Origin of the sequence: Rubrivivax soli, from assembly GCF_049810355.1 — a bacterium.
GTDB lineage: Bacteria > Pseudomonadota > Gammaproteobacteria > Burkholderiales > Burkholderiaceae_C > Rubrivivax.
The window spans coordinates 2,588,186-2,611,834 of the sequence record NZ_CP187368.1 but is presented as its reverse complement, the minus strand read 5'-3'; the positions used below and the strand labels follow the sequence as shown (position 1 = coordinate 2,611,834).

Genomic DNA, 23,649 nt, shown 5'->3' with positions numbered 1-23,649 from the left:
ATGGTGTCGGTCAATCCTGGTGCTCGCGGATGGTGGCCAGGACCAGCCGCGTGATGGCGAACAGCAGCACGCAGATGGCCAGCAGGGTGGCGAGGTTGTAGGCGCGCAGCGGATAGGCCGCGGTGTCGGGCGCGGTGGGGGGTTCGACGACCACGAGGCTCTTGATCTTGCGCGTGGCGTCGATGCGGGCGTTCTCCACGGCCACCAGCGCCAGGCGGTAGGCGTCCTGCGCAAACTGCGCCTTCAGCTGCAGCGCCTGGAAGTCGGCGGCCAGCGCGTTCATGCGTTCGCCGCGCTTGCCGGTGGTCGTGGCGCGTGCGCTCTCGGTGGCGATCTGCCGGTCCAGCGCCGCCAGGCGGCCGCGCAGCGCCTTCACCTGGTAGGCCTCGTCGTTCAGGTACGAGCGCAAGCCGTTGAGCTCTGCCTCCAGCTGCGCGCGGATGGTCTGCAGCTGCAGCGCCAGCGTGCCCGAGCTCTGCGCCTGCGCGGCGGGGTCGAGCAGCTGGTAGCGGCTCTGGAACGTCAGCACCTCGTTCTTGGCCGTCTGCAGGCGCTTGGCGTTCTGGTCGAGCTCGATCTCGGCGAAGCGCAGCCGCTCGCGGGCGATGCGGTGCGAGGTCTCGTTGACGAAGCGGTCGCTCTCTTCCAGGATGGCCTGGTTGAGCTGCTGCGCGAAGGCAGGCTCGAAGCCCTGGGTGCGCACGCGCAGCAGCGCCGAGCGGTCGTCGAACTGCAGCTCCACGCGCTGGCGGAAGTAGGCCGTGAAGTCCTCGCGCGAGGCGTCGCCGGCCAGCTTGAACGGCAGGTCGGCGCCGGCGGCGTTGAAGTGCTTGCGCAGGTCCAGGCGCTTGTCCAGTGCCAGCAGCAGGCCCTGCGAATGGATGAAGTCCTTCAGGTACAGCGTGTCCTCGTGCGAGGGCGGCGTGATGCCGGCCAGCATCAGTGCCGCACCCGGCAGCTGGCTGGACTCGCCGCCGGCCTGGCGCACGGCGATCACCGACTCGCTGACGTAGCGGTCCGCGGCGATCAGGGTCAGGTACAGGCCGTACAGCAGCATCGGAGCCGCGACGAGTGCAAGGAGGAGCTGGCGCGAGCTCAGGTGGACGATCTTGTTCATGCGGTGGCGGACAGCCCTTGGTACGCGCGGATGCCGGCTTCGACATCTTCGTAGACCGCCACCTTGCCTGCGTCGACGTGGACGACCACGTTGCAGAACTTGCGGATGTCGGCCATGTTGTGCGAGGTGAGGATGACGTTGGCGTGGCGCAGCTTCTCCAGCAGCACCGCCTGGCTCTTGGTCTTGAACTGGGCGTCGCCGACCGCCATGACCTCGTCGATCAGGTAGTAGTCGAAATCGAAGGCCATGCTCATGCCGAAGGCCACGCGCGAGCGCATGCCCGACGAGAACGACTTCATGGGCAGGTCGAAGTAGTCGCCGATCTCGGCGAACTGCTGCACCGACTGCACCAGGTCCCGCAGCGCCTGCCCGGTGTGGCCGTGGATGCGGCCGACGAACGCGACGTTGTCGCGCGCCGACAGCGTGGTCTGGAAGCCGCCGGCCAGGCCGACGGGAAACGAGATGCGCGCGTCGGTGCGCACGTCGCCGCTGTCGGGCGTGTCGATGCCGCCCAGCAGGCGCAGAAGCGTCGACTTGCCGGCGCCGTTGCGGCCGATCAGGCCGATGTTGGCGCCGGCCGGAAACGTGAAGCTCAGGTCCCGGAAGACGTAGCGGCGGCCGTGGCGCGATGGGTAGGACTTTGTGAGGTGGCGCAGTTCCAGCATCGAGATGCCTCAGCTCGAGACCAGCGCCTGGCGCTTGGCCTGGTACAGCAGCAGGCCGGTCGCGGCCAGGAACAGCATCACCAGGGTCGGGAACAGCGCGTTCACTCCCTGGGTCAGGGCGTACTCGGGGATGAAGGCGTGGCGCGACAGCTCCACCAGGTGCAGCAGCGGGTTCCACAACAGGAACTCGACGTATTCGCGCGGCAGCGTCGTCACCGGAAAGATGACGCCGGAAGCCAGGTACAGCGGGAACATGAACATGCGGATCAGCGAACGGAGCCGCGGCCTGTCGTGGCTGATCACGGCCGCGAACAGGCCGAAGGCGCCGCCGAACAGGATCAGCAGCAGGTTCACGCCCAGCATCTCCAGCGGCTGGTGCGGCACCACGCGGAAGCCCACCCAGCCCATCAGGCCCAGGGTGAAGGCGTACACGAGCACATTCATGAAGGACTCGACCACCGCCCGCGAGACCATCGTGTCCAGCGGCTTGACCTGCCGGTAGGCGTACAGACCGCGGTTGGCCTCGATGGCGTCCATCAGGCGGTTGGCGAGGTTCTGGAACAGGAAGAAGGGGATCAGGCCCGTGACGAGGAAGACCGGGTACTCGTAGGACAGGCCGGGGCTGCTGCGGATCGCGCCCAGGATCCCGATGAGCAACAGCATGTGTGCCAGCGGCTCGAGAAGCGTCCACACCGCACCGACCCACTGACCGCCCATGCGCGCCCGGCTCTCGCGCAGGAACAACGCAAACCACACCGCGCGCTGGATGTCCCAGGCGGTGCGCCGCGGTTTGTCAACAGAAGTGGGGGCGGCATTCATCAACGGCTCGCGAGTGTAGCGGCCGGTCACGTTCGTCCTGGGTTTCCATGTCAGGATCGAACCGTAAGATCGCAAAAAATGAAAGCGCTGCTGATCGCCCTGTTCGTCTCGACGCTGGTCACGGTCTGGCTGATCCAGTCCACGCGCCGCAGGGGCAAGGGCCCGCTCGACGACGACTTCGACAAACCCCAGAAGCTGCATGCCGTGCCCGTGCCCCGCCTGGGCGGGCTGGGCATCGTCGCCGGCCTGGTGGCGGCCACCGCGCTGCTGTGGTTCACGTCGTCGCGCTACATCGCCACCAGCCTGATGGTGCTGCTGGGCTGCGCGCTGCCGGCCCTGGTGGCCGGGTTCTACCAGGACTTCTCCGACACCCTGACGCCGCGCGGGCGGCTGCTGGCCACGGCGGTGTCGGCGCTGCTGGCGTTCTGGATCATGGACCTGGCCATCACCCGGACGGCGATCCCCGGCCTGGACTGGCTGGTGTCGTTCTCGCTCGGGTCGCTGCTGCTGACGGTGTTCACCGTCGTCGGCGTGGCGAACGCGGTCAACCTGATCGACGGCATCAACGGCCTGGCGTCGATGTGCGTGGTGCTGATGCTGGCCGCGCTGGCCTACGTGGCCTTCGCCGTGGACGACCCGCTGGTGGGCCAGCTGGCGTTGGCGGCGATCGGCGCCGTGCTCGGCTTCTTCCTGTGGAACTTCCCCGCCGGCCTGATCTTCCTGGGCGACGGTGGCGCGTACTTCTCGGGCTTCCTGGTCGCCGAGCTCAGCATCCTGTTGCTGAACCGCAATCTCGGCGAGGTGTCGCCGCTGTTCCCGCTGCTGGTGTGCATCTACCCGGTGTTCGAGACGCTGTTCTCCATCTACCGCCGCAGCGTGCTGCGCGCATCGCCCTCCACCGTGCCCGACGGCATCCACCTGCATTCGCTGATCTACCGGCGCCTGATGCGCTGGGCCGTGGGCAACCGGGACGCCGACGCGCTGATCCGCCGCAACTCGATGACCTCGCCCTACCTGTGGGTGCTGTGCATGGCCTCGCTGGTGCCCGCGGTGCTCTTCTGGGACAACACGCTGGCGCTGGCCCTGTTCGTGCTGCTCTTCGGCGTGAGCTACGTGGTGTTGTACTGGCGCATCGTGCGGTTCAAGTCGCCCCGTTGGATGCGCCCGCACCGGCGCCGCCCGCCGGCGAGCCCGCGGGGCGATAATCGCAGGACATGACCGACGCTCCTTTCCTCGACGCGGCCCCGGCTGCCGAACTGCCGGCCGGCCCCCCGCCGCTGTTCAACACCCTCCCGCTCGACCCCAAGCTGCTGCGCGCCGTCTCCGACGCCGGCTACCTGGCGATGACGCCGATCCAGGCCAAGGCGATCCCGATCGTGCTGGCCGGGCGCGACGTGATGGGCGCGGCGCAGACCGGCACCGGCAAGACGGCCGCCTTCACGATCCCGTTGCTGCAGAAGATGCTGCGGCACGAGAACGCCAGCATGTCGCCGGCGCGGCACCCGGTGCGGGCGCTGGTGCTGGCGCCCACGCGCGAGCTGGCCGACCAGGTCGCCAACAACGTCAAGACCTACGCCAAGCACACCAACCTGCGCTCCACCGTCGTCTTCGGCGGCATCGACATGAAGCCGCAGACACTGGTGCTGAAGGGCGGCGTCGAGGTGCTGATCGCCACGCCGGGCCGGCTGCTCGACCACATCGAGGCCAAGAACGCGGTGCTGAACCAGGTCGAGTACGTGGTGCTCGACGAAGCCGACCGCATGCTCGACATCGGCTTCCTGCCCGACCTGCAGCGCATCCTGTCGTACCTGCCCAAGGAACGGCAGACGCTGCTGTTCAGCGCCACGTTCTCGCCCGAGATCAAGCGCCTGGCCAACAGCTACCTCCAGGACCCGGTGCTGGTGGAAGTGGCGCGGCCCAATGCCACCGCCTCCACCGTCGAGCAGCGCTTCTACAGCACCACCGACGACGACAAGCGCGCCGTCGTGCGCCAGCTGCTGAAGCAGCGCGACCTGAAGCAGGCCATCATCTTCGTCAACAGCAAGCTGGGCTGTGCGCGCCTGGCGCGTTCGTTCGAACGCGACGGCCTGCGCACGCAGGCCCTGCACGGCGACAAGAGCCAGGACGAGCGCCTGAAGGCGCTGGCCGCCTTCAAGGCCGGCGAGGTCGACCTGCTGGTGGCCACCGACGTGGCCGCGCGCGGCCTGGACATCGCCGACCTGCCCGCGGTGTTCAACTTCGACATTCCCTTCCACGCCGAGGACTACGTGCACCGCATCGGCCGCACCGGCCGCGCCGGTGCTTCGGGCCTGGCGGTGACGCTGGTGACGCGCGACGACAACCGCCAGATCGCCGACCTGGAAAAGCTGCTGAAGAAGACGATCGAGATCGAGGCCTTCGAGCTCGAGGACGACCGCCCGCGCCGCCCGCCGCGCCGCCGCGACGACGAAGACGACGTCGACCGTGCGCCGCGCGCGCTGCGCGACACGCCCGAGCGGCCCGCCGAGCGCGCGCCCGTGCCTGAGCGGCCGCGCCGCAGCGCGTCGTCCGACCCGTTCTTCGACAAGCCCTACGAGCCCAGCGGCACCGGTGCTGCGGCGTGGGAGAAGGGCGCCGCACCGACGGCGCCGGCGGTGGCCAGCAGCAAGGTGTCGCCCAACATCAAGCCCAAGCGCAAGGTGGCGTCGCTGCTGGGCGGCGGGACCTGAGGCTCAGGCCTCGACCTTCAGGAACAACTCGCGGTCGGGCGCGAAGTTCGCGTACAGCGGCAGCATTGCACCGCCGAGTGCGCGGGCGTCCGAGCCGATCGCCCCCGGCAGCACCGCCGGCCGCACCACGCCTTCCCAGCTGTAGCGGTCCAGCGCCGGCGCCAGCGCGGCCAGCAGGGCGGCGAGCAGTTCGCGGCTGAACGAGCCGTCGACGATCACGCCCTCCAGGTCCATCAGGCAGGCGGCGCTGTTGACCGCCAGCGCGATGGCGGCGGCGCTGTCGTGCAGCCAGGCGTGCGTCAGCGGCGCCCAGGCGCCCTGCAGCGCGCGTGCATCGCCGCAGGCCGTGGCGTCCAGGCCCGCGGCATCGAACAGGCGCTCCAGGTTCAGCAGCGAGGCGCGGCTGAGCAGCTGGTCCGGGGGCGCGTCCTGCCCGGCCCGGCCCAGGCCCAGGGGCATCGAGCCGATGGCGCCGGCGTTGCCGTGGCGGCCGCCACGCAGGTGGCTGTCGATGACGAGCCCGCCGCCGATGAACGTGTCGACGAAGACGTACAGGAAGCTCTTGACGCTGCGGCCGCGGCCCGCCACCAGCTCGGCCACGCAGGCCGCGGCCGTGTCCTTCAGCAGCTCCACGGGCAGGGGCGTCAGTGCCGCCACCGCGGCGGCCAGGTCCACCTGTTGCCAGCGCGCGGCGCTGGCGGGATCGACGCCCAGCAGTTGTTGCCAGCCGTCCATCTGCAGCGGCGCGGCGATGCCGATTCCCTGCACGCGGGCCTGGCGCTCCGGGCCGAGCAGGGCGCCGATGTCGGCCAGCCGGCGTGCGATCTCGGCCAGCACCTGGTCGGGGTCGGGGTAGCGGTAGTCGAGCGACCAGCGTGCGCGCACGGCGCCGGCGAAGTCCACCAGCAGCACGTCCAGGCTGCGCCGGCCGAGCTTGATGCCGATGGCATAGGCCCCGTCGGGGTTCAGCGACAGCGGCACGCTGGGCTGGCCGACCTTGCCGCGCAGCGGCGTGCCCTTCACCAGCAGGCCGTCGTCGAGCAGCCGCTTGGTGATCATCGAGATCGTCTGCGCGGTCAGCTGCGTCAGCCGCGCGATCTCGGCGCTGGGCAGCGCGCCATGCAGGCGCACGGCCTGCAGCACCACGCGTTCGTTGTACTGGCGCAGCCCGCCCTGGCTGGAGCCGCGGGGTTGCAGGCGGGTCGGGTCGTCGAGCAAGGCGCTGTCCATGGGGGCCGGTCGCGGAGCTTCAGGCGGCCAGCGCCTGCGCGATCACGCCCTTCTTGAAGATGAAGTTGGCAAAGGGTTGCAGCTCGCCGGTGTGCACGACGGCGAAGGCGCCGCGCACCCGCTCGTAGAACGCAAAGCGCTCGATGGCCTCGCATTGTGCCGAGCCTGCCCAGCCGGCCGCTTCGAGGCTGGCGACGACGCTGCGCTGCAGCGCGCTGCGGTAGCCCGCCGGCGTGTCGCTGACCTGCATGTAGGCCACCGGCTGCGCCACCGCGGCGTCCAGCGGCAGCAGCGACAGGATGGCCTCGGCGGCGCGCTGCACGCCCACGCCGGGCAGCGCGATCAGCGGCTTGCCGGCGGCCAGCGTGGCGGCGGTGAAGTTGGCGTCGGCGACGACGATCTCGTCGCCGTGGCCCATGGCCGCCAGCACGTGCAGCAGGTCGGGGCCGAGCAGGGGGTCGATGCCTTTGAGCATGGAGGGTCTCGCGTCAGTGGGTCAGGCCAGGCACTCGGCCGGGATCTGCTCGGGCGCCATCGCGCCCGTCATCACCGCCACCGTGTCGCTCATGCTGATCTTCTTCGGGTTGAGCACGGCGGCGCGCCGGCCCAGCCGCGCGACGTGGATGCGGTCGGCGATCTCGAACACGTGCGGCATGTTGTGGCTGATCAGGATCACCGGCAGGCCCTTGTCGCGCACGCGGCGGATCAGCTCCAGCACCATGTTGCCTTCCTTCACGCCCAGTGCCGCGGTGGGTTCGTCGAGGATCACCACGTGCTCTGCGAAGGCCGCGGCGCGCGCCACCGCGACGCACTGGCGCTGGCCGCCGGAGAGTGTCTCGACCGCCTGCGTCATCGAGCGGATGCCGACCTTCAGGTCCTGCATGCGCGCGATGGCCGTCTCCAGCATGCACTTCTTGTCCAGCATGCGCAGCACGTTGCCGGCGAAGCCCGGACGGCGCAGTTCGCGGCCGAGGAACAGGTTCTCGGCGATGGTCATCGCCGGTGCCACGGCCAGGTCCTGGTAGCAGGCCTCGATGCCGGCCTGGCGCGCGTCGATCGGGCTCTTGAAGTGCACCGGCCGGCCGTCGAGCAGGATCTCGCCGGCATCGGGCACGGTGGCGCCCGACAGTGCCTTGATCAGGCTGGACTTGCCGGCGCCGTTGTCGCCGATGACGGCCAGGATCTCCCCGGCGCGCAGCTCGAAGTCGGCGCCGTCCAGCGCCGTCACCTGGCCGTAGCGCTTCACCAGGCCCTTGGCCTGCAGCACGAGTTTGGACGTGGCCATGTCAGCGGGCTCCCTTGCGCGAGAGTTGATCGATCGCCACCGCCAGGATCACGAGGATGCCGGTGATGAGCACCTGGTAGACCGACGACACGCCCATCAGCGTGAGGCCGTTGCGCAGCACGCCGACGACGACGGCGCCGATCAGCGAGCCGATGACGACGCCGCGGCCGCCGAACAGGCTGGTGCCGCCCAGCACCACGGCGGTGATGGCGTCCAGCGCCTCGGTCTGGCCGGCGTTGGGGTCGCCGACACCGGTGCGCGCCACCGACAGCAGCGAGGCGATGCCGTAGAACACGCCCGCGAGCACGTAGGCGCCGAGCACCACGCGGTCGGTCGGGATGCCCACCAGCCGCGTCGCCTCGGGGTTGTTGCCCACGGCGTAGAGGTGGCGGCCCGAGGCCGTCTCGCGCAGCCAGAACCACACGCCCAGGTACAGGGCGATCATCAGCACCGTGCCGTAGGCGACGTTGGTGTCGCCCAGCGCGAAGGTGCCGCCCAGCCAGGTCATCATGCTCGGCACTTCGGTGATGGTCTGCGAGCCCGAGTAGAGCTGCGTCACCGCGAACGCGATGTTGAAGGTGCCCAGCGTCACGATGAACGGCGGCAGCTTGATGCGCGTGACCAGCAGGCCGTTGAGCAGCCCGAACAGTGCCGTCGCGCCGACGCCGCACAGCACCGCCAGCGGCGCCGGCAGGCCCAGGTCGGCGGCGAACTTCGTCATCACGATGCTGCCCAGCGCCATCACCATGCCGCACGAGAGGTCGATGCCTGCGGTGAGGATGATGAGGGTCTGGCCGATGGCGATGACGCCCACCACCATCACCTGCTGCAGGATGAGCGAGAAGTTCTCGCCGCTGAAGAAGCGGTCCGTCGTCGTGCCGAAGATCGCGCAGGCGATGAGCAGCGCGATGAAGGGCCCGAGCTGGCCGATGGGTGGGAGTTTCATGGTGGCGCGGTCTCGAGTGATGTTGGACCAAGCGGACGCCGCGGATCCGGCTCTGCCGGCCCGCTGGCGTCGCCCCCTGGGGGGAGCGGCGCAGCCGCTACGGGGGGGTCACTTTCCACCCCAGCACAGGTCGGTGCCGGTCTTCACGTCCTTGCTCTCCACACCGGCCACCGGCTTGGCGGCGATCAGCGTGACGCCGGTGTCGGTGTAGCCGGACGCCTTCTTGCCGGTCCTGGCGTAGGCGACGCCGGCCTCCACGCCCATCGCGGCCATCTTCAGCGGGTACTGCTGGCTGGTGGCGGCGATGACGCCCGCGCCCACGTCCTTGATGCCGGCGCAGCCGCCGTCCACCGAGACGATGAGCACGTTCTTCTCCTTGCCGGCCTTCTTCAGCGCGTTGTGGGCGCCGGCGGCGGCGGGCTCGTTGATCGTGTAGACCACGGTGACGTCGGGCGCCTTCTGCAGGCAGTTCTCCATCGCCGTCTGGCCCTTGGCACGGTCGCCGAAGCTGTCGGCCATGCAGACGACTTCGGGCGCCTTGCCGAGCTCGTTGCTCCTGGCGTCCGGGGCGGCGAGGCCGAAGCCCTTCAGGAAGCCGTTGTGGCGCTGCGCGCCCACCGGGTGGCCGGGGAAGAGGTCGAGCGTGACGATCTTCGCCGGCTTGCCGCCGAGCGCGGCGCGCGCGTACTGGCCGATCAGCACGCCGGCCTTGTAGTTGTCGGTGGCGAACAGCGCGTCGGTGGCGTCGGCCGGGTCGGTGGGGCTGTCCAGCGCGATCACCATCACGCCCTTGTCGCGCGCCTTCCTGATGGCCGGGATGATGGCCTTGCTGTCGCTGGGCGTGATCAGGATCGTCTTGGCGCCGGCGGCGATCATGTTCTCCATCGCCGTCACCTGGCCGGCGTTGTCGCCGTCGGTCTTGCCGGCGCCCGACAGCAGCTTGGCGCCCTGGGCCTTGGCGGCAGCGGCGGCGCCTTCCTTCATCTTCACGAAGAAGGGGTTGGTCTCGGTCTTCGTGATGAGGCCGATCACCGGTTCGCCCGCGGCCAGCGCGAGCGAGGTGCTGCCGAGCAGCAGGGAGGCGAGGGCGAGGCGGGCGGGCTGGCGCATGGGTGTCTCCTGGGCGTTGCGGGTGGGTGCCGTTCGGTGGCGGCTGCAGCCATTGTCGGCGGCGTCCTTTAATAAATCAAGGTGAATGATTAATGGAAAACCCGGTGGCGGCAGCGTGCCCGGGCAGCGATGCTTGCCGCCATCCGGCCCCGTCGGCCGGCAAGGACAAGACGATGTTCGTGGTGTGTGGGGAAGCCTTGATGGATGTGTTCGCGGCCGGCGACACGGCCACGGGCATGGCGATGGACGCGCGCATCGGCGGTTCGCCGTTCAACGTGGCGCTGGGCCTGGCGCGGCTGGGTCAGCCGGTGGCCTTCTTCGGCGCGCTGTCCAGCGGATTCCTCGGCCAGCGCCTGCTCCGGGCCCTGCAGGCCGAGGGCATCGCCACCGACTGCGCGCCGGTGCTGGATGCGCCCACCACGCTGAGCCTGGTTGGCCTGGACACCCGCGGCGTGCCCTCGTACGCCTTCTACGGCGCAGGCTGTGCCGACCGGCTGATGCCGCTGTCGGCGCTCGATTGCGTGCCGGCCGCCGCGCGGGCCTTCCAGTTCGGCTCGTATGCGATGGTGGTCGAGCCGGTGGCGGCGACGCAGCGCGCGCTGGTCGAGCGCGCGCATCGCCACAGCCTGATCGCGTACGACCCGAACATCCGCCTCAACGTCGAGCCCGACCTGCAGGTGTGGCGCCAGGCGCTGGCCTGGATGGTGCCGCGCACCCACCTGCTGAAGGTCAGCGACGAAGACCTCGGGCTGCTGTTCCCGGGGGTGGAGATCGCGGCGCTGGCGCAGGCCTGGCTCGAGCAGGGCGTGCCGCTGGTCGTGGTGACGCGCGGGGGCGACGGCGCCGAAGCCTGGGCGCCCGGCGTGCACGTGCGCGCGGCGCCGCAGCCGGTGGTGGTGGTCGACACGGTAGGCGCCGGCGACACGTTCCAGGCCGCGCTGCTGACCTGGCTGGCCGAAGAGGGCCGGCTGTCGCCCGCAGGCGTGCGCGACTGGAACGCGCAGGCGCTGCGCGCCGCGCTCGACTTCGCGGTCCGCGCGGCGGCGATCACCTGCGGCCGGCGCGGCGCGGACCTGCCGCGCCGCGCCGAGCTGTCCTGATCAGCCGAGCAGGCCGAACACTGCCGGCACGCGGTCGGGCAGCTCCCGCGCTCGGGTGCGCCAGCCGGCCACGGTGTCGCTGCGGGTCCAGCCACCGGGCAGCGTGAGGCCGCAACTGACCGACAGCCGCGTGCCCGGCGCCAACGTCGCCAGCAGCGCCGCCAGCAGCGCCGGATTGCGGTACGGCGTCTCGATGAACAGCTGCGTCTGCTGCAGGCGCCGCGACAACGCCTCCAGCTCGCGCAGGCGCGCCGTGCGCGCCGCCGCGTCCTGCGGCAGGTAGCCGACGAAGGCGAAGCTCTGGCCGTTCAGGCCGCTGGCGGCCAGCGCCAGCAGCAAGGCGCTGGCACCGGCCAGCGGTTGCACCGGCACGCCGGCGGCGTGGGCGGCCGCGACCAGCGCGCTGCCGGGGTCGGCCACCGCCGGCAGGCCGGCCTCCGACAGCAGCCCGAGGTCGTGCCCGTCGAGCGCCGGCTGCAGCAGGGCCGACCAGGCCGCCGCCGGCACGCTCTCGCGGCTGCCCTTGCGCGGCCGCGGCAGCTCGACGATGTTCGTGGCCTGCAGCGGCTGCGCCAGCGGCACGACGGCGTCGATGCGCTTGAGCAGCGCCCGCGCGCTGCGCGCGTCCTCGGCCACCCAGTGCTGCAGCGCCGCGGCGCGGCGCAGCACGCCCAGCGGCAGCACCTCCTGCAGGTCGCCGGCCTCGGCGCCGAGGTCCAGCGTGTTCGGCACCAGCAGCAGGGTGCCGGGCGCGGGTGGCATCGGCGCCGTCATGCGGCCGCTGCCAGCGGGTCCAGTCCGGCGTCGCGCAGCAGCGCGCAGGTGCGGATCAGCGGCAGGCCGACCAGTGCCGTCGGGTCATCGGATTCGATCGCCGCCAGCAGCGCGATGCCCAGCGTCTCGCTCTTGGCGCTGCCGGCGCAGTCGTAGGGCTCCTCCAGCCGCAGGTAGCGCTCGATCTCGGCGTCGGACAGATCCCGGAACCGCACCCGCACCGGCGCCAGCAGCGCGCGCGCGTAGCCGGTGTCGGCCCGCACCACGGCCACGGCGGTCTGGAACACGACCTCGCGGCCGCGCATGCGCTGCAGCTGCTCGGTGGCGCGTGCGTGCGTGCCGGGCTTGCCGATCGGGCTGCCGTCGAGGTCGGCCACCTGGTCGGAGCCGATCACCACCGCCTGCGGGTGCAGCGCGGCCACGGCCTGCGCCTTGGCGAGCGCCAGCCGCAATGCCAGTGCGGCGGGCGCCTCGCCGGCCAGCGGTGTCTCGTCGACGTTCGGCGAGACCACGTCGAAGGACAGCCGCAGGCGTTGCAGCAAGTCGCGGCGGTAGCGCGAGGTCGAGCCCAGGATCAGCGGAGGTGTCATGGGCCAGGATTGTCCCATCGGGTCCGCCGGCAGCCCGCCATTACACTGCCGCCGACCATGTCCAAAGATCGCAAGGAACGACCGTTCGAGGCGCGTCGGCTCGACGTGCGGGCCTTCGCCGCGGCAGCCGCGGCCCTGCAGGGCACGCTGCCGCAGGCGGACCTGCCACGCTTGGCCGAGAGCACGCTGGCGTTGCCGGGCGACGGCGCGCTGCCGCCCGTGGCCTGGTCGGCGCGCGGCGAGCAGCGGCCGGTGACGGGCGGCGAGCCCGAGGTCTGGCTGCACCTGCAGGCCGAGACGGCGGTCTGGCTGCAGTGCCAGCGCTGCCTGCAGCCGCTGCACGCGCCGCTGGCGGTGGCGCGCTGGTTCCGCTTCGTCGCCACCGAGGAGGAAGCCGAGCGGCTGGACGAGGCCAGCGAGGACGACGTGCTGGTCCTGCCGCGCAGCCTGGACGCGCAGGAACTGCTCGAGGACGAACTGATCCTGGCGCTGCCACTGGTGCCGCGGCACGACGCCTGCCCGCAGCCGCTGCCCACCAGCGTGGGCGAGGAGGCGATCGAGGACGACGCACCCAACCCGTTCGCGGCGCTCGCCGCCCTGAAGCGCCCGCCTCCCGGCGGCTGATCGTGATGCGCCTTGCTGCAGGCGGCGTGCTATACTGGCGGGCTTTGCGAAGGCACCGAGCCCACGTGGGCGGCCTGCGCGCCCGCGTCGACCCGATCCGGCAGGTGCCGTTGCCTGTCATGCCGCCTGCACTGACGGGGGCACCGTTTCCAGGAGAATTTCATGGCCGTTCAGCAGAACAAGAAGTCGCCGTCCAAGCGCGGCATGCATCGCTCGCACAACGCCGTCGCCGCCCCCGGCACGGCACTCGAGCCGACCACCGGCGAAGTGCATCTGCGCCACCACATCAGCCCGACCGGCTTCTACCGCGGCCGCAAGGTCCTGAAGACCAAGGCCGACGCCTGATTGCCCGGACGCGGGCCGGCGCGCCGCGCCAGCCTGCGCACATGCCCACGCTTGCGCCCCCGGCCGCGCTTCCGGTCGTGGCTGCGCTCCACGCCTGGGCCTAGACGCCCGTGTCACCGCCCCCCGTCCTGGATCCGCTGCCGCAGGTGCGCATCGCCGTCGATTGCATGGGCGGCGACCACGGTCCGTCGGTCACCCTGCCGGCCTGCCGCGATTTCCTCGAGCGCCACGCCACTGCCGAGCTCGTGCTGGTCGGCACCGCCGAGGCACTGGCCGGCGCCGCAGGCTGGCCGCGCACCCGCTGCGTCGTCGCCACCGAGGTGGTGGCGATGGACGACCCCATCGAAGTGGCCCTGCGCAAGAAGCGCGACTCGTCCATGCGCGTGGCCGTGCGCCAGCTGAAGGCCGAACAGGGCGGCGCCGCGGCCGCGCAGGCCGCCGTCTCTGCCGGCAACACCGGCGCGCTGATGGCGGTGTCTCGCTACGTGCTCAAGACCTTCGACGGCATCGACCGCCCCGCCATCGCGGCACTGCTGCCCAACGCGAAGGGGCGGTTCACGAAGGTGCTGGACCTGGGCGCCAACGTCGACTGCACGGCCGAGCACCTGCTGCAGTTCGCGGTGATGGGCAGCGCGCTCGTCACGGCGCTGGACGGCATCGCCGAGCCCAGCGTCGGGCTGCTCAACATCGGCGAGGAAGAGATCAAGGGCAACGAGGTGATCAAGCGTGCCGGCGAGCTGCTGCGCACCGCTGCGGCCGGCGGGCACCTGAACTTCCACGGCAACGTCGAAGGCAACGACATCTTCAAGGGCACGACCGATCTCGTCGTGTGCGACGGCTTCGTCGGCAACGTGGCGCTGAAGACCAGCGAAGGCCTGGCCGGCATGCTGACGCAGATGATCAAGGAAGAGTTCACGCGCACCCCGCTGGCCAAGCTGGCGGCACTGGTGGCGCTGCCGGTGCTCAAGCGCTTCAAGGACCGCGTCGACCACCGGCGCTACAGCGGCGGCGCGTTGCTGGGGTTGCGCGGGCTGGTGTTCAAGGCCCACGGCTCCTCGGATGCGCTGGCTTTCGGCTGCGCGCTGGACCGGGCTTATGATGCCGCGCGCAACCGGTTGCTGGACCGGGTGCACGACCGCATCGCGCAGACGCTGCAGGCCATGCCCTCGGGCGACGCCGCAGCCCAGGAAGCCGCATGACCGCACCCCTGCATTCCCGCATCACCGGCACCGGCAGCCACCTGCCGCCGCGCCGCCTGAGCAACGACGACATGACCGCGATGCTCGCCGCGCGCGGCATCGAGACCAGCGACGCCTGGATCGTCGAGCGCACCGGCATCCGCGCCCGCCACTTCGCGGCCGATGGCATCAACGCCAGCGACCTGGCCCTGCAGGCCGCGCGCCACGCGCTCGAAGCCGCCGGCCGCACTGCCGCGGACCTCGACCTCATCATCGTCGCCACGTCCACGCCGGACATGGTGTTCCCGTCCACCGCCGCGATCCTGCAGCACAAGCTGGGCGTGGCCGGCTGCGCTGCCTTCGACCTGCAGGCCGTGTGCTCGGGCTTCGTCTACGCGCTGTCGGTCGCCGACGCGATGGTGCGCGCCGGCAGCGCCCGCTGCGCGCTGGTGGTGGGCGCGGAAGTCTTCTCGCGCATCCTCGACTTCAACGACCGCACGACCTGCGTGCTGTTCGGTGACGGCGCCGGCGCCGTGGTGCTGGAAGCCAGCGAGACGCCCGGCATCCTCGCCAGCGACCTGCATGCCGACGGCCGCCACGTCGGCATTCTCTGCGTGCCGGGCACGGTCTCGGGCGGGCAGGTGCTGGGCGACCCGCTGCTCAAGATGGACGGGCAGGCCGTGTTCAAGCTTGCCGTGGGCGTGCTGGAGAGCGCGGCACGCGCCGTGCTCGCCAAGGCCGGCCGGACCGAGGAAGACATCGACTGGCTGATCCCCCACCAGGCCAACATCCGCATCATGAACGGGACGGCGAAGAAGCTGAAGCTGCCGTCCGACAAGCTCGTGGTGACGGTCGACGAACACGGCAACACCTCGGCCGCCTCGGTGCCGCTGGCGCTGGACGTGGCCGTGCGCAGCGGCCGCGTGCAGCGCGGCGACACCGTGCTGCTGGAAGGCGTGGGCGGCGGCTTCACCTGGGGCGCCGTGCTGCTCGACTTCTGACGCGGCACGCGACAACAAGCAGGAGACACCCACATGGCTGAGTTCGCGTTCGTCTTTCCCGGACAGGGATCGCAATCGGTCGGCATGCTCGACAGCTGGGGCGAGCACCCCGCGGTGCGCGCCACCGTCGCCGAAGCCTCCAACGCCATCGACCTCGACATCGGCCGCCTCATCCGCGAAGGTCCGGCCGACAAGCTGGCGCTCACCGTCAACACGCAGGTCGTGATGCTGGTGGCCTCGGTGGCCATCTACCGCGCCTGGCGTGCCGAGGGCGGTGCCGCGCCCGGTGCCGTGGCCGGGCACTCGCTGGGCGAGTACAGCGCGCTGGTCGCCGCCGAGGCGCTGGCGCTGGCCGATGCCGTGCCGCTGGTGCGCTTCCGCGCGCAGGCCATGCAGGACGCGGTGCCGGTGGGCACCGGCGCCATGGTGGCGGTGCTGGGCCTGGACGGCGCCACCGTGCAACGCCTGTGCGTGCAGGCGGCCGCCGAAAGCGGCGAGACCGTGTCCGCCGCCAATTTCAACGACCCCAAGCAGACCGTGATCGCCGGCTCGAAGGCCGGCGTGGATGCCGCCGGCGTGCTGCTGAAGGCCGCCGGCGCCAAGCGCCAGGTGCCGCTGCAGGTGTCGGCGCCGTTCCACTCGGCACTGATGAAGCCCGCTGCCGATCAACTGCACGAGCGCCTGGCCGCGGTGCCGCTGGCCGCGCCGCGCATTCCGGTCGTCAACAACATCGACGTCGCCGTCGAGTCCGACCCGGCCCGCATCCGCGACGCGCTGGTGCGCCAGGCCTACGGGCCGGTGCGCTGGGTCGAGGTGGTGCAGGCGCTGCGCGCGCGCGGGCTCACCCACATCATCGAGTGCGGTCCCGGCCGCGTGCTCGGCAACATGGTCAACCGCATCGACCCCACGGCCGTGCCCGGCCACGTGCTCGATCCGGCCACGCTGGCCACCACGAAGGGACTCCTGGCATGAGCGAACAACAGGTCGCGCTGGTCACCGGTGCATCGCGTGGCATTGGCCGCGCCATCGCCGCCACGCTGGCCGCCCAGGGCTTTCGTGTCGTCGGCACCGCCACCACCGAGGCCGGCGCCGCCGCCATCGCCCAGGCGCTGCCGGGCGTGCAAGGCCGCATGCTGAACGTCACCGACGGCGCTGCGGTGGAAGCCACCATCGAGGCCATCGTGAAGGAACACGGCGGCCTGCACGTGCTGGTGAACAACGCCGGCATCACGCGCGACATGCTCGCGGCGCGCCTGAAGGACGACGACTGGGACGCCGTGCTCGACACCAACCTGAAGGCGGTGTTCCGCCTCAGCCGTGGCGTGATGCGCACGATGATGAAGCAGCGCTACGGGCGCATCGTCAACATCACGTCGGTGGTCGGCGCGGCCGGCAACCCCGGCCAGGCCAACTACGCCGCGGCGAAGGCTGGCGTGGCCGGCATGACGCGGGCGCTGGCGCGCGAGCTCGGCAGCCGCAACATCACGGTGAACTGCGTCGCGCCGGGCTTCATCGCCACCGACATGACCGACGGCCTGGCCGAGGCGCAGAAGACGGCGCTGCTGGCCAGCATCCCGCTCGGGCGCCTGGGCCAGCCGGAGGAGATCGCGCACGCGGTGGCCTTCCTGTGCAGCCCGCTCGCGGGCTACATCACCGGCACCGAACTGCACGTCAACGGCGGCATGTACATGTCCTGAACAGGACTGCCGCCGTCCCTGAAACCCGGCTCTTGCCCCACCGGTAGAATCGCGGGCTGTTTTCCGATCCCACTCCTGGAGGAGTCATGAGCGATATTGAAGCGCGTGTCAAGAAGATCATCGCCGAGCAACTCGGCGTGCCCGAGTCCGACGTCACCAACGAGAAGGCCTTCGTGGCCGATCTGGGTGCCGACTCGCTCGACACGGTGGAACTGGTGATGGCCCTCGAGGACGAGTTCGGCATCGAGATCCCGGACGAAGAGGCCGAGAAGATCACCACGGTGCAGCTCGCCATCGACTACGCGGTCAACCACCAGAAGGCCTGACGGTTCCGATGTCTCGTCGTCGCGTCGTCGTCACTGGGCTCGGGCTCGTCAGCCCGGTGGGCAACACCGTGGCCGAAGGCTGGGCCAACCTGGTCGCGGGGCGTTCGGGCATCGCGAACATCACGAAGTTCGATGCCTCGGCCTTCGCCTGCCGCTTCGCCGGCGAGGTCAAGGGCTTCGACGTCGAGACCTACATGCCGGCCAAAGAGGCCCGGCACATGGACACCTTCATCCATTACGGCATGGCGGCGTCCATCCAGGCCGTGCAGGACGCCGGCCTGCCGGTCGGTGACGCGCTCACCGAAGTCACGGCCGAGCGCATCGGCGTGATGGTGGGCTCGGGCATCGGCGGCCTGCCGATGATCGAGCAGACCGACGGCGAGTACCGCGAACGCGGCCCGCGCCGCATCTCGCCCTTCTTCGTGCCGGCCTCGATCATCAACATGATCTCGGGCCACGTCTCGATCCGATTCGGCTTCACGGGGCCGAACCTGGCCATCGTGACGGCCTGCACCACCGGCCTGCACAGCATCGGCGAGGCCGGCCGCATGATCGAGTACGGCGATGCCGACGTGATGGTTGCCGGCGGTGCCGAGAGCACGGTGTCGCCGCTGGGCATCGGCGGCTTCGCGGCGGCGCGTGCGCTGTCCACGCGCAACGACGACCCGCAGGGTGCGTCGCGGCCCTGGGACAAGGACCGCGACGGCTTCGTGCTCGGCGAGGGCGCCGGCGTGCTGGTGCTCGAGGAGTACGAACACGCGAAGCGGCGGGGCGCGAAGATCTACGCCGAGCTGGCCGGCTTCGGCATGGGGGCCGACGCCTTCCACATGACGGCGCCGAATGTCGACGGCCCGAAGCGCTCGATGCTGGCCGCGCTGCGCAACGCGCGCATCAACGCCGACGAGGTGCACTACCTCAACGCCCACGGCACCTCCACGCCGCTGGGCGACGTGAACGAGACCAACGCCATCAAGAAGGCGTTTGGCGACCACGCCGGCAAGATGGTGGTGAACTCCACCAAGTCGATGACCGGCCACCTGCTTGGCGGCGCCGGTGGCATCGAGTCGGTGTTCACCGTGCTGGCGCTGCACCACCAGGTGTCGCCGCCCACGATCAACCTGCAAACGCCCGACCCCGAGTGCGATCTCGACTACTGCGCCAACACGGCGCGGCAGATGCGGATCGACGTGGCGGTGAAGAACAACTTCGGCTTCGGCGGCACCAACGGCACGCTGGTCTTCAAGCGCGTCTGATCCGGGGCGGCCGGCGTGAAGCAGGCCCCTGCGGTCGGCGTGACGCTGTCCGGCGCCGGCGCCTGGCGCTGGCTGCACGTGCTGCTCGCGGCAGCCGCTGGCGGCGCGCTGGCGTTGTGGGCGCTGCTGCATCTGATGCAGCCCGGCTGGTTCGCGCTGGGTGCTGCCGGCGCGGCGGCGCTGTCGGCATGGCGGCTGGTGCGGCCGCAGCCGGCGCACCTGGCCTGGGACGGGGAGGCATGGCGGCTCGACGGCGTCCCGGTGGCCGCCGACCTGATGCTCGACCTGCCACGCTGGCTGCTGCTGCGGCTGCGCGCCTTGCCGGGTGGCGCGGTGGCTGGCACGCGCTGGCTCGCCGTGCCGGCGGCCGAAGCCGGTCCGGCATGGCGGGCCTTGCGCGCCGCGCTATATTCGCCCGCTGCCCACGCCCCGCCGACCGCATCCCGCATGCCGGTCCGGCCGCCCGACTGAATGTCCGAAGCCGATGCCGACGCCTTGCTGGTCGACCGAGTCAAGCTCGGCGACGTGCGGGCGTTCGAGATGCTGGTCGTCAAGTACCAGCGGCGCATCGAGCGCCTGATCGGCCGCATGGTGCGTGACGTCGACCTCGTGCCCGACATCGCCCAGGAAACGTTCATCCGCGCCTACCGCGCGATGCCGCAGTTCCGCGGCGAGAGCGCGTTCTACACCTGGCTGTACCGCATCGCGGTGAACACGGCGAAGAAGGCGCTGGTCGAACTCAAGCGCGATCCGCTGGTTTCCGAGGCATCGTTGGCATCCCGCGAGGACGGCGACGAAACTTCCCCCGCCGAAAGCACACTAAGCGACGGTGAGACCCCCGAGGCGTTGCTGGCCAGCAAGGAAGTGGCGGCCGCCGTCAACGCAGCCATCGAAGCCTTGTCGGAAGACCTCCGCCAGGCGATCACGCTGCGCGAGATCGAGGGCCTGAGCTACGAAGAGATCGCCGACTTCATGAACTGCCCCATCGGTACGGTGCGCTCGCGCATCTTCCGCGCCCGCGAGGCGATCGCAGCCCGGCTGCGGCCGCTGCTCGACACACGCGACGGCGCCCGCTGGTGACACGCCGATGACCTGCCCGCCGTTCCCACCCTCCACCTGCCGTGATCTGCCATGACCCCATCTGCTGAACGTGCCGATGCCCACGACGAAGAACGCCGCGCGCTGCTGTCTGCGCTGGCCGACGGCGAGGCCGACAGCGCGCTGCCGGGGTGCGAACTGTGGCGCGACGACGCCCAGGCACGGGCGACCTGGCACACCTACCACCTGATCGGCGACGTGTTGCGCTCGGACGACCTGGCGGTGCAGCCCGCGCGCGACGTCGCGTTCCTCGACGCGCTGCGGGCACGGCTGGCCGACGAGCCGGTGGTCCTGGCGCCTGCGCCGACGCCTGCGGCCTTGCAGGCGCTGGCGCCTGCGGCGGCACGCCGCCGCCATGCGTGGGTGACGCCCGCGGCGGTGGCCGCCGGCTTCATGGCCGTGGCGGGCGTGCTGGTCGTTGCACGCATGGCCGGGCCGGGCGAGGCCGAGGCGCCGCTGCTGGTGATCGGCGGCCCGTCGGCCCAGTCCGGCATCCGCCTGACGGGCGGGCAGGGCGCGGCGGCCGGCACGCTGGTCGTCGAGGGCCGTGTCATCCGCGACGCGCAGCTCGACGCCTACCTGCGCGCCCACCGCGAGGCCATGGGCGGCGCCCCGGTGGCGCTGCCGGGCGGTGTGCCCCGCAACATCGCCACGCTGGAGCCCGAGGGCCCGGCGGCCGCCGTGCCGGCGTCGGCCGTGCGCTGAAAGGCAGCCAGCGTCCATGCGCCGTCGTCTCTGGATTCCCATCGTCACCGCGGCATCGCTGCTGCTGCCGGTGGCAGCCGCCCAGGCGCAGGCGCCCGCGGCCGGCGCCGAGCCGGCCGATGCGCGTGCGTGGCTGGCGCGCATCCACGCCGCGGCGCAGCAGCGCAACTACCAGGGCACGATGGTCGTCAGCGCTGCCGGTGGCATGCTGTCGAGCTCGCGCGTGGCGCACTTCAGCGTCGGCGAGCAGACCTTCGAGCGCCTGGAGGCACTCGATGGCCGCCAGCAGCGTGTTTACCGGGTCGGCGACGCCGTGCACACGGTGTGGCCGCAGCAGCGCATCGTGGTCGTCGAGAAGCGCACGCCGATCAGCCGGCTGCCGTCGTCGCGCGCTGCCGTGGAGCCGCGTGCGCTGGAGCAGTACGAGCTGCTGCGCGAAGGCGTCGAGCGTGTCGCAGGACGCGACGCCCAGGTCTTCCTGCTGCGCCCGCGCGACGAGCTGCGTTATGCGCAGCGCCTGTGGGCCGACAAGGCCACCGGCCTGATGCTGCGGGCCGACGTCATCGGCCCGCAGCGCGCGGTGCTGGAGTCGGCGGCGTTCTCCGAGGTCGAGGTGGGCGTGCGCCCGCAGGCCGACTCGGTGACGCAACCGATGAAGAAGTTCGACGGTTACCGCGTCGTGCGGCCGGAGCAGCAGCACACGCAACTCGACGCCGAAGGCTGGACACTGGAGAAACCCGTGCCCGGATTCCAGCTCAGCGGCTGCGTGAAGCGGCCGCTGGAGACCGTGGCGGCCGATGGCCCCGCCAGCGCCGATGCGCAGGTGCTGCAGGCCGTGTTCTCCGACGGGCTGACGCACGTCTCGGTCTTCATCGAACCCAACGCGCCGCGCCGGGCCAAGTTCACCGACCTCAGCGCGCAGATCGGCGCCACGGCCACGCTGCGCCAGCGCCGCGACCAGCACTGGATCACCGTGATGGGCGACGTGCCTGCCGCCACGCTGAAGGCCTTCGCCGACGCCTTGCAGCGCCGGCGCTGAGCCCCATCTGGGGCTGCGTCGCGCACCTCTGCCCGTTCCCTGCTCCTTCCTTGCCCGTTCCCTGCCTCTTCCTCCATCGCCAACCTGCACTGGACCCGCTCCACGCCATGAACCGGACCGCTACTTCCCGCACCCCCGCCCCCTGGACCCGGCGCGCCGCGCTGGGGCTGGCATCGCTGCTGCTGGCCGGGGCTGCGCTCTGGCCCGCGACCGGGCACACGCAGGCCGCCACGCCGACGGTGCAGCTGCCCGACTTCAGCGAGCTGGCCGAGCGCGTCGGCCCTGCCGTCGTCAACATCCGCACCACCGAGCGGGCACGCAACCGCGGCGCGCAGGGCGGCGGCATGGACCCGAACCTGGAAGACTTCTTCCGTCGATTCGGCATTCCCATTCCCAACCGGCCCGACGGCCAGCAGCGGCCGGAGCAGCGCCGCGGCGGTCCCGACAGCGAAGAAGCGCCGCAGCAGCAGCGTGGCGTCGGCTCGGGCTTCGTGCTCACGGCCGACGGCTTCATCATGACCAACGCCCACGTGGTCGACGGTGCCGACGAAGTGATCGTCACGCTCACCGACAAGCGCGAGCTGAAGGCACGCATCGTCGGTGCCGACGCGCGCACCGACGTCGCCGTCGTGAAGGTCGAGGCCACCGGCCTGCCCACCGTGAAGATCGGCGACGTGAACCGGCTCAAGGTCGGCGAATGGGTGATGGCCATCGGCTCGCCCTTCGGCCTGGACAACACCGTCACCGCCGGCATCGTCAGCGCCAAGCAGCGCGACACGGGCGAGTACCTGAACTTCATCCAGACCGACGTGGCCATCAACCCGGGCAACTCGGGCGGCCCGCTGCTGAACCTGCGCGGCGAGGTGGTCGGCATCAACTCGCAGATCTACAGCCGCTCGGGCGGCTTCATGGGCATCAGCTTCGCGATCCCGATCGACGACGCGATGCGCGTGGCCGACCAACTGCGCACCAGCGGGCGTGTCATCCGTGGCCGCATCGGCGTGCAGATCGCCCCGGTCACCAAGGAAGTGGCCGAGTCCATCGGCCTGGGCAAGGCCGCCGGCGCCCTGGTGCGCAGCGTCGAGAAGGACGGTCCGGCCGACAAGGCCGGCATCGAGGCCGGCGACATCATCACCAAGGTCGACGGCAAGCCGGTCGACCGTTCCGCCGACCTGCCGCGCATCATCGGCGGCACGAAGCCGGGCTCGAAGGCGACGTTGCAGATCTTCCGCCGCGGCAGCACGCGCGACGTCGGCGTGACGGTGGCCGAGTTCGAGGCCGACACGCCCACCCGCCGCGCCCAGGCCGAACCCGGCACGGCGCCGCCCGTGGCGAAGACGGCACTCGGCCTGTCGGTGGCCGACCTCAGCGAGGCGCAGAAGAAGGAACTGCGCGTGCGCGGCGGCGTGCGCGTGGATGCGGTGGACGGGGCCGCGGCGCGCGCCGGACTGCGCGAGGGCGACGTGATCCTGTCGATGGACAACACCGAGATCACCGACAGCAAGCAGTTCCAGGGCCTGGCGGCCAAGGCGGAGAAGGCCCGTGCCGTCAGCGTGCTCGTCCGGCGCGGCGAGTGGGTGAACTACTTCGTGATCCGGCCGAACCGCTGAACCAGGCCCCCGGACCCGCCGCTACCTGAGCTGCGCGGCGGGTCTTTTCGCATTGCAGGATCTCCGGACGCACCGCGAACACTGGTCACCGCAGCCCGGACGCTTGGTTTGTCAGCGACTGCCCACTTCAATACGGCCGATCCGGCGATTCCCGCAGCAGGGGACTAGAATCGGCGCGTCGTCGCTCAGTTTTACCAGCTTGTGCGGGCCGATCTGACACCTCGCCGCACGATCCACAGCCTGCCCACAAGCCTGTGGATAAGCTGTTGATCGATTTCCGTGTTGGCGCACTGCAACGGCCGGACATCAAGCATTGGCGCGGGTTCCAGCCGGGTGCTTTTGGCTACAATGGTGGCCCAACAAGCAGTTGCCAAACGTTCTGTTGGAAGGCGCGTCACCACTTCGACGTGCCTTTTTTTTGCCTCCCGC

Annotated in this window: 26 protein-coding genes; 16 read left to right on the top strand and 10 right to left on the bottom strand. The window is 70.9% G+C overall.

The genetic code is table 11. The features are described from left to right. Nucleotides 1-10 precede the first annotated feature (10 nt). Genes ACPOLB_RS11785 through ACPOLB_RS11775 form a run of 3 tightly spaced genes read right to left on the bottom strand, consistent with a single transcriptional unit; the run spans nt 11 to nt 2,601 of the window. A complete protein-coding gene (locus tag ACPOLB_RS11785; protein ID WP_425261553.1) occupies nt 11-1,117 on the bottom strand; it encodes a capsular biosynthesis protein in 1,107 nt (368 codons plus the stop codon). Next, nucleotides 1,114-1,782 carry an ABC transporter ATP-binding protein gene (locus ACPOLB_RS11780; protein ID WP_425261552.1) on the bottom strand — a complete coding sequence of 223 codons (669 nt, stop codon included), beginning with the start codon at nt 1,780-1,782 and terminating at the stop codon, nt 1,114-1,116. The genes ACPOLB_RS11785 and ACPOLB_RS11780 overlap by 4 nt, the downstream gene beginning before the upstream one ends. Before the next feature lie 9 nt (nt 1,783-1,791). Then, complete coding sequence (locus ACPOLB_RS11775; RefSeq protein WP_425261551.1) at nt 1,792-2,601, bottom strand: ABC transporter permease; 810 nt, start codon at nt 2,599-2,601, stop codon at nt 1,792-1,794. Nucleotides 2,602-2,679: 78 nt separating this feature from the next. Here ACPOLB_RS11775 and ACPOLB_RS11770 point away from each other — a divergent pair, with 78 nt between their 5' ends. Both ACPOLB_RS11770 and ACPOLB_RS11765 read left to right on the top strand, forming a co-directional pair. Beyond that, entirely contained in the window at nt 2,680-3,819 is a 1,140-nt protein-coding gene (locus tag ACPOLB_RS11770; protein ID WP_425261550.1) for an MraY family glycosyltransferase, read from the top strand. Beyond that, nucleotides 3,816-5,309 (top strand): DEAD/DEAH box helicase, encoded by a 1,494-nt coding sequence (locus ACPOLB_RS11765; RefSeq protein WP_425261549.1) that lies wholly within the window; start codon nt 3,816-3,818, stop codon nt 5,307-5,309. Before ACPOLB_RS11770 ends, ACPOLB_RS11765 begins: the two co-directional genes overlap by 4 nt. 3 nt (nt 5,310-5,312) lie before the next feature. Here ACPOLB_RS11765 and ACPOLB_RS11760 read toward each other — a convergent pair whose 3' ends face one another. The 5 genes from ACPOLB_RS11760 to ACPOLB_RS11740 all read right to left on the bottom strand — a co-directional run bounded on the left by ACPOLB_RS11760 (nt 5,313) and on the right by ACPOLB_RS11740 (nt 9,880). Next, nucleotides 5,313-6,539 (bottom strand): ROK family protein, encoded by a 1,227-nt coding sequence (locus tag ACPOLB_RS11760; protein WP_425261548.1) that lies wholly within the window; start codon nt 6,537-6,539, stop codon nt 5,313-5,315. A 19-nt stretch (nt 6,540-6,558) separates the two neighbouring features. After that, nucleotides 6,559-7,014, bottom strand: coding sequence for an RbsD/FucU family protein (locus ACPOLB_RS11755; protein WP_425261547.1), 456 nt, complete (start codon nt 7,012-7,014; stop codon nt 6,559-6,561). Nucleotides 7,015-7,035: 21 nt separating this feature from the next. Further along, nucleotides 7,036-7,824 (bottom strand): ATP-binding cassette domain-containing protein, encoded by a 789-nt coding sequence (locus ACPOLB_RS11750; RefSeq protein WP_425261546.1) that lies wholly within the window; start codon nt 7,822-7,824, stop codon nt 7,036-7,038. Nucleotide 7,825: 1 nt separating this feature from the next. Beyond that, a complete protein-coding gene (locus tag ACPOLB_RS11745; protein ID WP_425261545.1) occupies nt 7,826-8,770 on the bottom strand; it encodes an ABC transporter permease in 945 nt (314 codons plus the stop codon). Nucleotides 8,771-8,878: 108 nt separating this feature from the next. Further along, nucleotides 8,879-9,880 carry a sugar ABC transporter substrate-binding protein gene (locus ACPOLB_RS11740; RefSeq protein ID WP_425261544.1) on the bottom strand — a complete coding sequence of 334 codons (1,002 nt, stop codon included), beginning with the start codon at nt 9,878-9,880 and terminating at the stop codon, nt 8,879-8,881. Between the two features lie 200 nt (nt 9,881-10,080). Between ACPOLB_RS11740 and ACPOLB_RS11735 the strand changes: the two genes are divergently transcribed. Further along, a complete protein-coding gene (locus tag ACPOLB_RS11735; protein ID WP_425261543.1) occupies nt 10,081-10,980 on the top strand; it encodes a carbohydrate kinase family protein in 900 nt (299 codons plus the stop codon). Here the strand turns inward: ACPOLB_RS11735 and ACPOLB_RS11730 are convergent, their stop codons facing one another. Both ACPOLB_RS11730 and ACPOLB_RS11725 read right to left on the bottom strand, forming a co-directional pair. Beyond that, nucleotides 10,981-11,742 carry an SAM-dependent methyltransferase gene (locus ACPOLB_RS11730; protein ID WP_425261542.1) on the bottom strand — a complete coding sequence of 254 codons (762 nt, stop codon included), beginning with the start codon at nt 11,740-11,742 and terminating at the stop codon, nt 10,981-10,983. An 8-nt stretch (nt 11,743-11,750) separates the two neighbouring features. After that, nucleotides 11,751-12,362, bottom strand: coding sequence for a Maf family nucleotide pyrophosphatase (locus ACPOLB_RS11725; protein WP_425261541.1), 612 nt, complete (start codon nt 12,360-12,362; stop codon nt 11,751-11,753). A gap of 39 nt (nt 12,363-12,401) precedes the next feature. Between ACPOLB_RS11725 and ACPOLB_RS11720 the strand changes: the two genes are divergently transcribed. From ACPOLB_RS11720 to ACPOLB_RS11660, 13 genes are all read left to right on the top strand, one after another. After that, entirely contained in the window at nt 12,402-12,968 is a 567-nt protein-coding gene (locus ACPOLB_RS11720; RefSeq protein WP_425261540.1) for a YceD family protein, read from the top strand. A gap of 162 nt (nt 12,969-13,130) precedes the next feature. Further along, nucleotides 13,131-13,313 (top strand): 50S ribosomal protein L32, encoded by a 183-nt coding sequence (rpmF, locus tag ACPOLB_RS11715; RefSeq protein ID WP_200226320.1) that lies wholly within the window; start codon nt 13,131-13,133, stop codon nt 13,311-13,313. A gap of 167 nt (nt 13,314-13,480) precedes the next feature. Continuing rightward, on the top strand, nt 13,481-14,512 hold the full coding sequence (gene plsX, locus ACPOLB_RS11710) for a phosphate acyltransferase PlsX (protein WP_425261913.1): 1,032 nt from the start codon (nt 13,481-13,483) through the stop codon (nt 14,510-14,512). Beyond that, a complete protein-coding gene (locus tag ACPOLB_RS11705) occupies nt 14,509-15,492 on the top strand; it encodes a beta-ketoacyl-ACP synthase III (protein WP_425261539.1) in 984 nt (327 codons plus the stop codon). Before plsX ends, ACPOLB_RS11705 begins: the two co-directional genes overlap by 4 nt. 33 nt (nt 15,493-15,525) lie before the next feature. After that, the gene (gene fabD / locus ACPOLB_RS11700) at nt 15,526-16,464 is read left to right on the top strand and encodes an ACP S-malonyltransferase (protein ID WP_425261538.1); all 939 of its coding nucleotides are present in this window, start codon (nt 15,526-15,528) and stop codon (nt 16,462-16,464) included. Further along, complete coding sequence (gene fabG, locus ACPOLB_RS11695; RefSeq protein ID WP_425261537.1) at nt 16,461-17,189, top strand: 3-oxoacyl-ACP reductase FabG; 729 nt, start codon at nt 16,461-16,463, stop codon at nt 17,187-17,189. Before fabD ends, fabG begins: the two co-directional genes overlap by 4 nt. Before the next feature lie 86 nt (nt 17,190-17,275). Beyond that, complete coding sequence (gene acpP, locus ACPOLB_RS11690) at nt 17,276-17,515, top strand: acyl carrier protein (RefSeq protein ID WP_046114670.1); 240 nt, start codon at nt 17,276-17,278, stop codon at nt 17,513-17,515. A gap of 8 nt (nt 17,516-17,523) precedes the next feature. Further along, on the top strand, nt 17,524-18,768 hold the full coding sequence (gene fabF, locus ACPOLB_RS11685; protein WP_425261536.1) for a beta-ketoacyl-ACP synthase II: 1,245 nt from the start codon (nt 17,524-17,526) through the stop codon (nt 18,766-18,768). Between the two features lie 15 nt (nt 18,769-18,783). After that, nucleotides 18,784-19,239, top strand: coding sequence for a hypothetical protein (locus ACPOLB_RS11680; RefSeq protein WP_425261535.1), 456 nt, complete (start codon nt 18,784-18,786; stop codon nt 19,237-19,239). Beyond that, nucleotides 19,240-19,848 carry an RNA polymerase sigma factor RpoE gene (rpoE, locus tag ACPOLB_RS11675; RefSeq protein WP_425261534.1) on the top strand — a complete coding sequence of 203 codons (609 nt, stop codon included), beginning with the start codon at nt 19,240-19,242 and terminating at the stop codon, nt 19,846-19,848. 51 nt (nt 19,849-19,899) lie between these two features. Continuing rightward, the gene (locus tag ACPOLB_RS11670; protein WP_425261533.1) at nt 19,900-20,571 is read left to right on the top strand and encodes a sigma-E factor negative regulatory protein; all 672 of its coding nucleotides are present in this window, start codon (nt 19,900-19,902) and stop codon (nt 20,569-20,571) included. Between the two features lie 16 nt (nt 20,572-20,587). Continuing rightward, nucleotides 20,588-21,610, top strand: coding sequence for a MucB/RseB C-terminal domain-containing protein (locus ACPOLB_RS11665; protein ID WP_425261532.1), 1,023 nt, complete (start codon nt 20,588-20,590; stop codon nt 21,608-21,610). Between the two features lie 107 nt (nt 21,611-21,717). Next, entirely contained in the window at nt 21,718-23,220 is a 1,503-nt protein-coding gene (locus tag ACPOLB_RS11660; RefSeq protein ID WP_425261531.1) for a DegQ family serine endoprotease, read from the top strand. Nucleotides 23,221-23,649 lie beyond the last annotated feature (429 nt).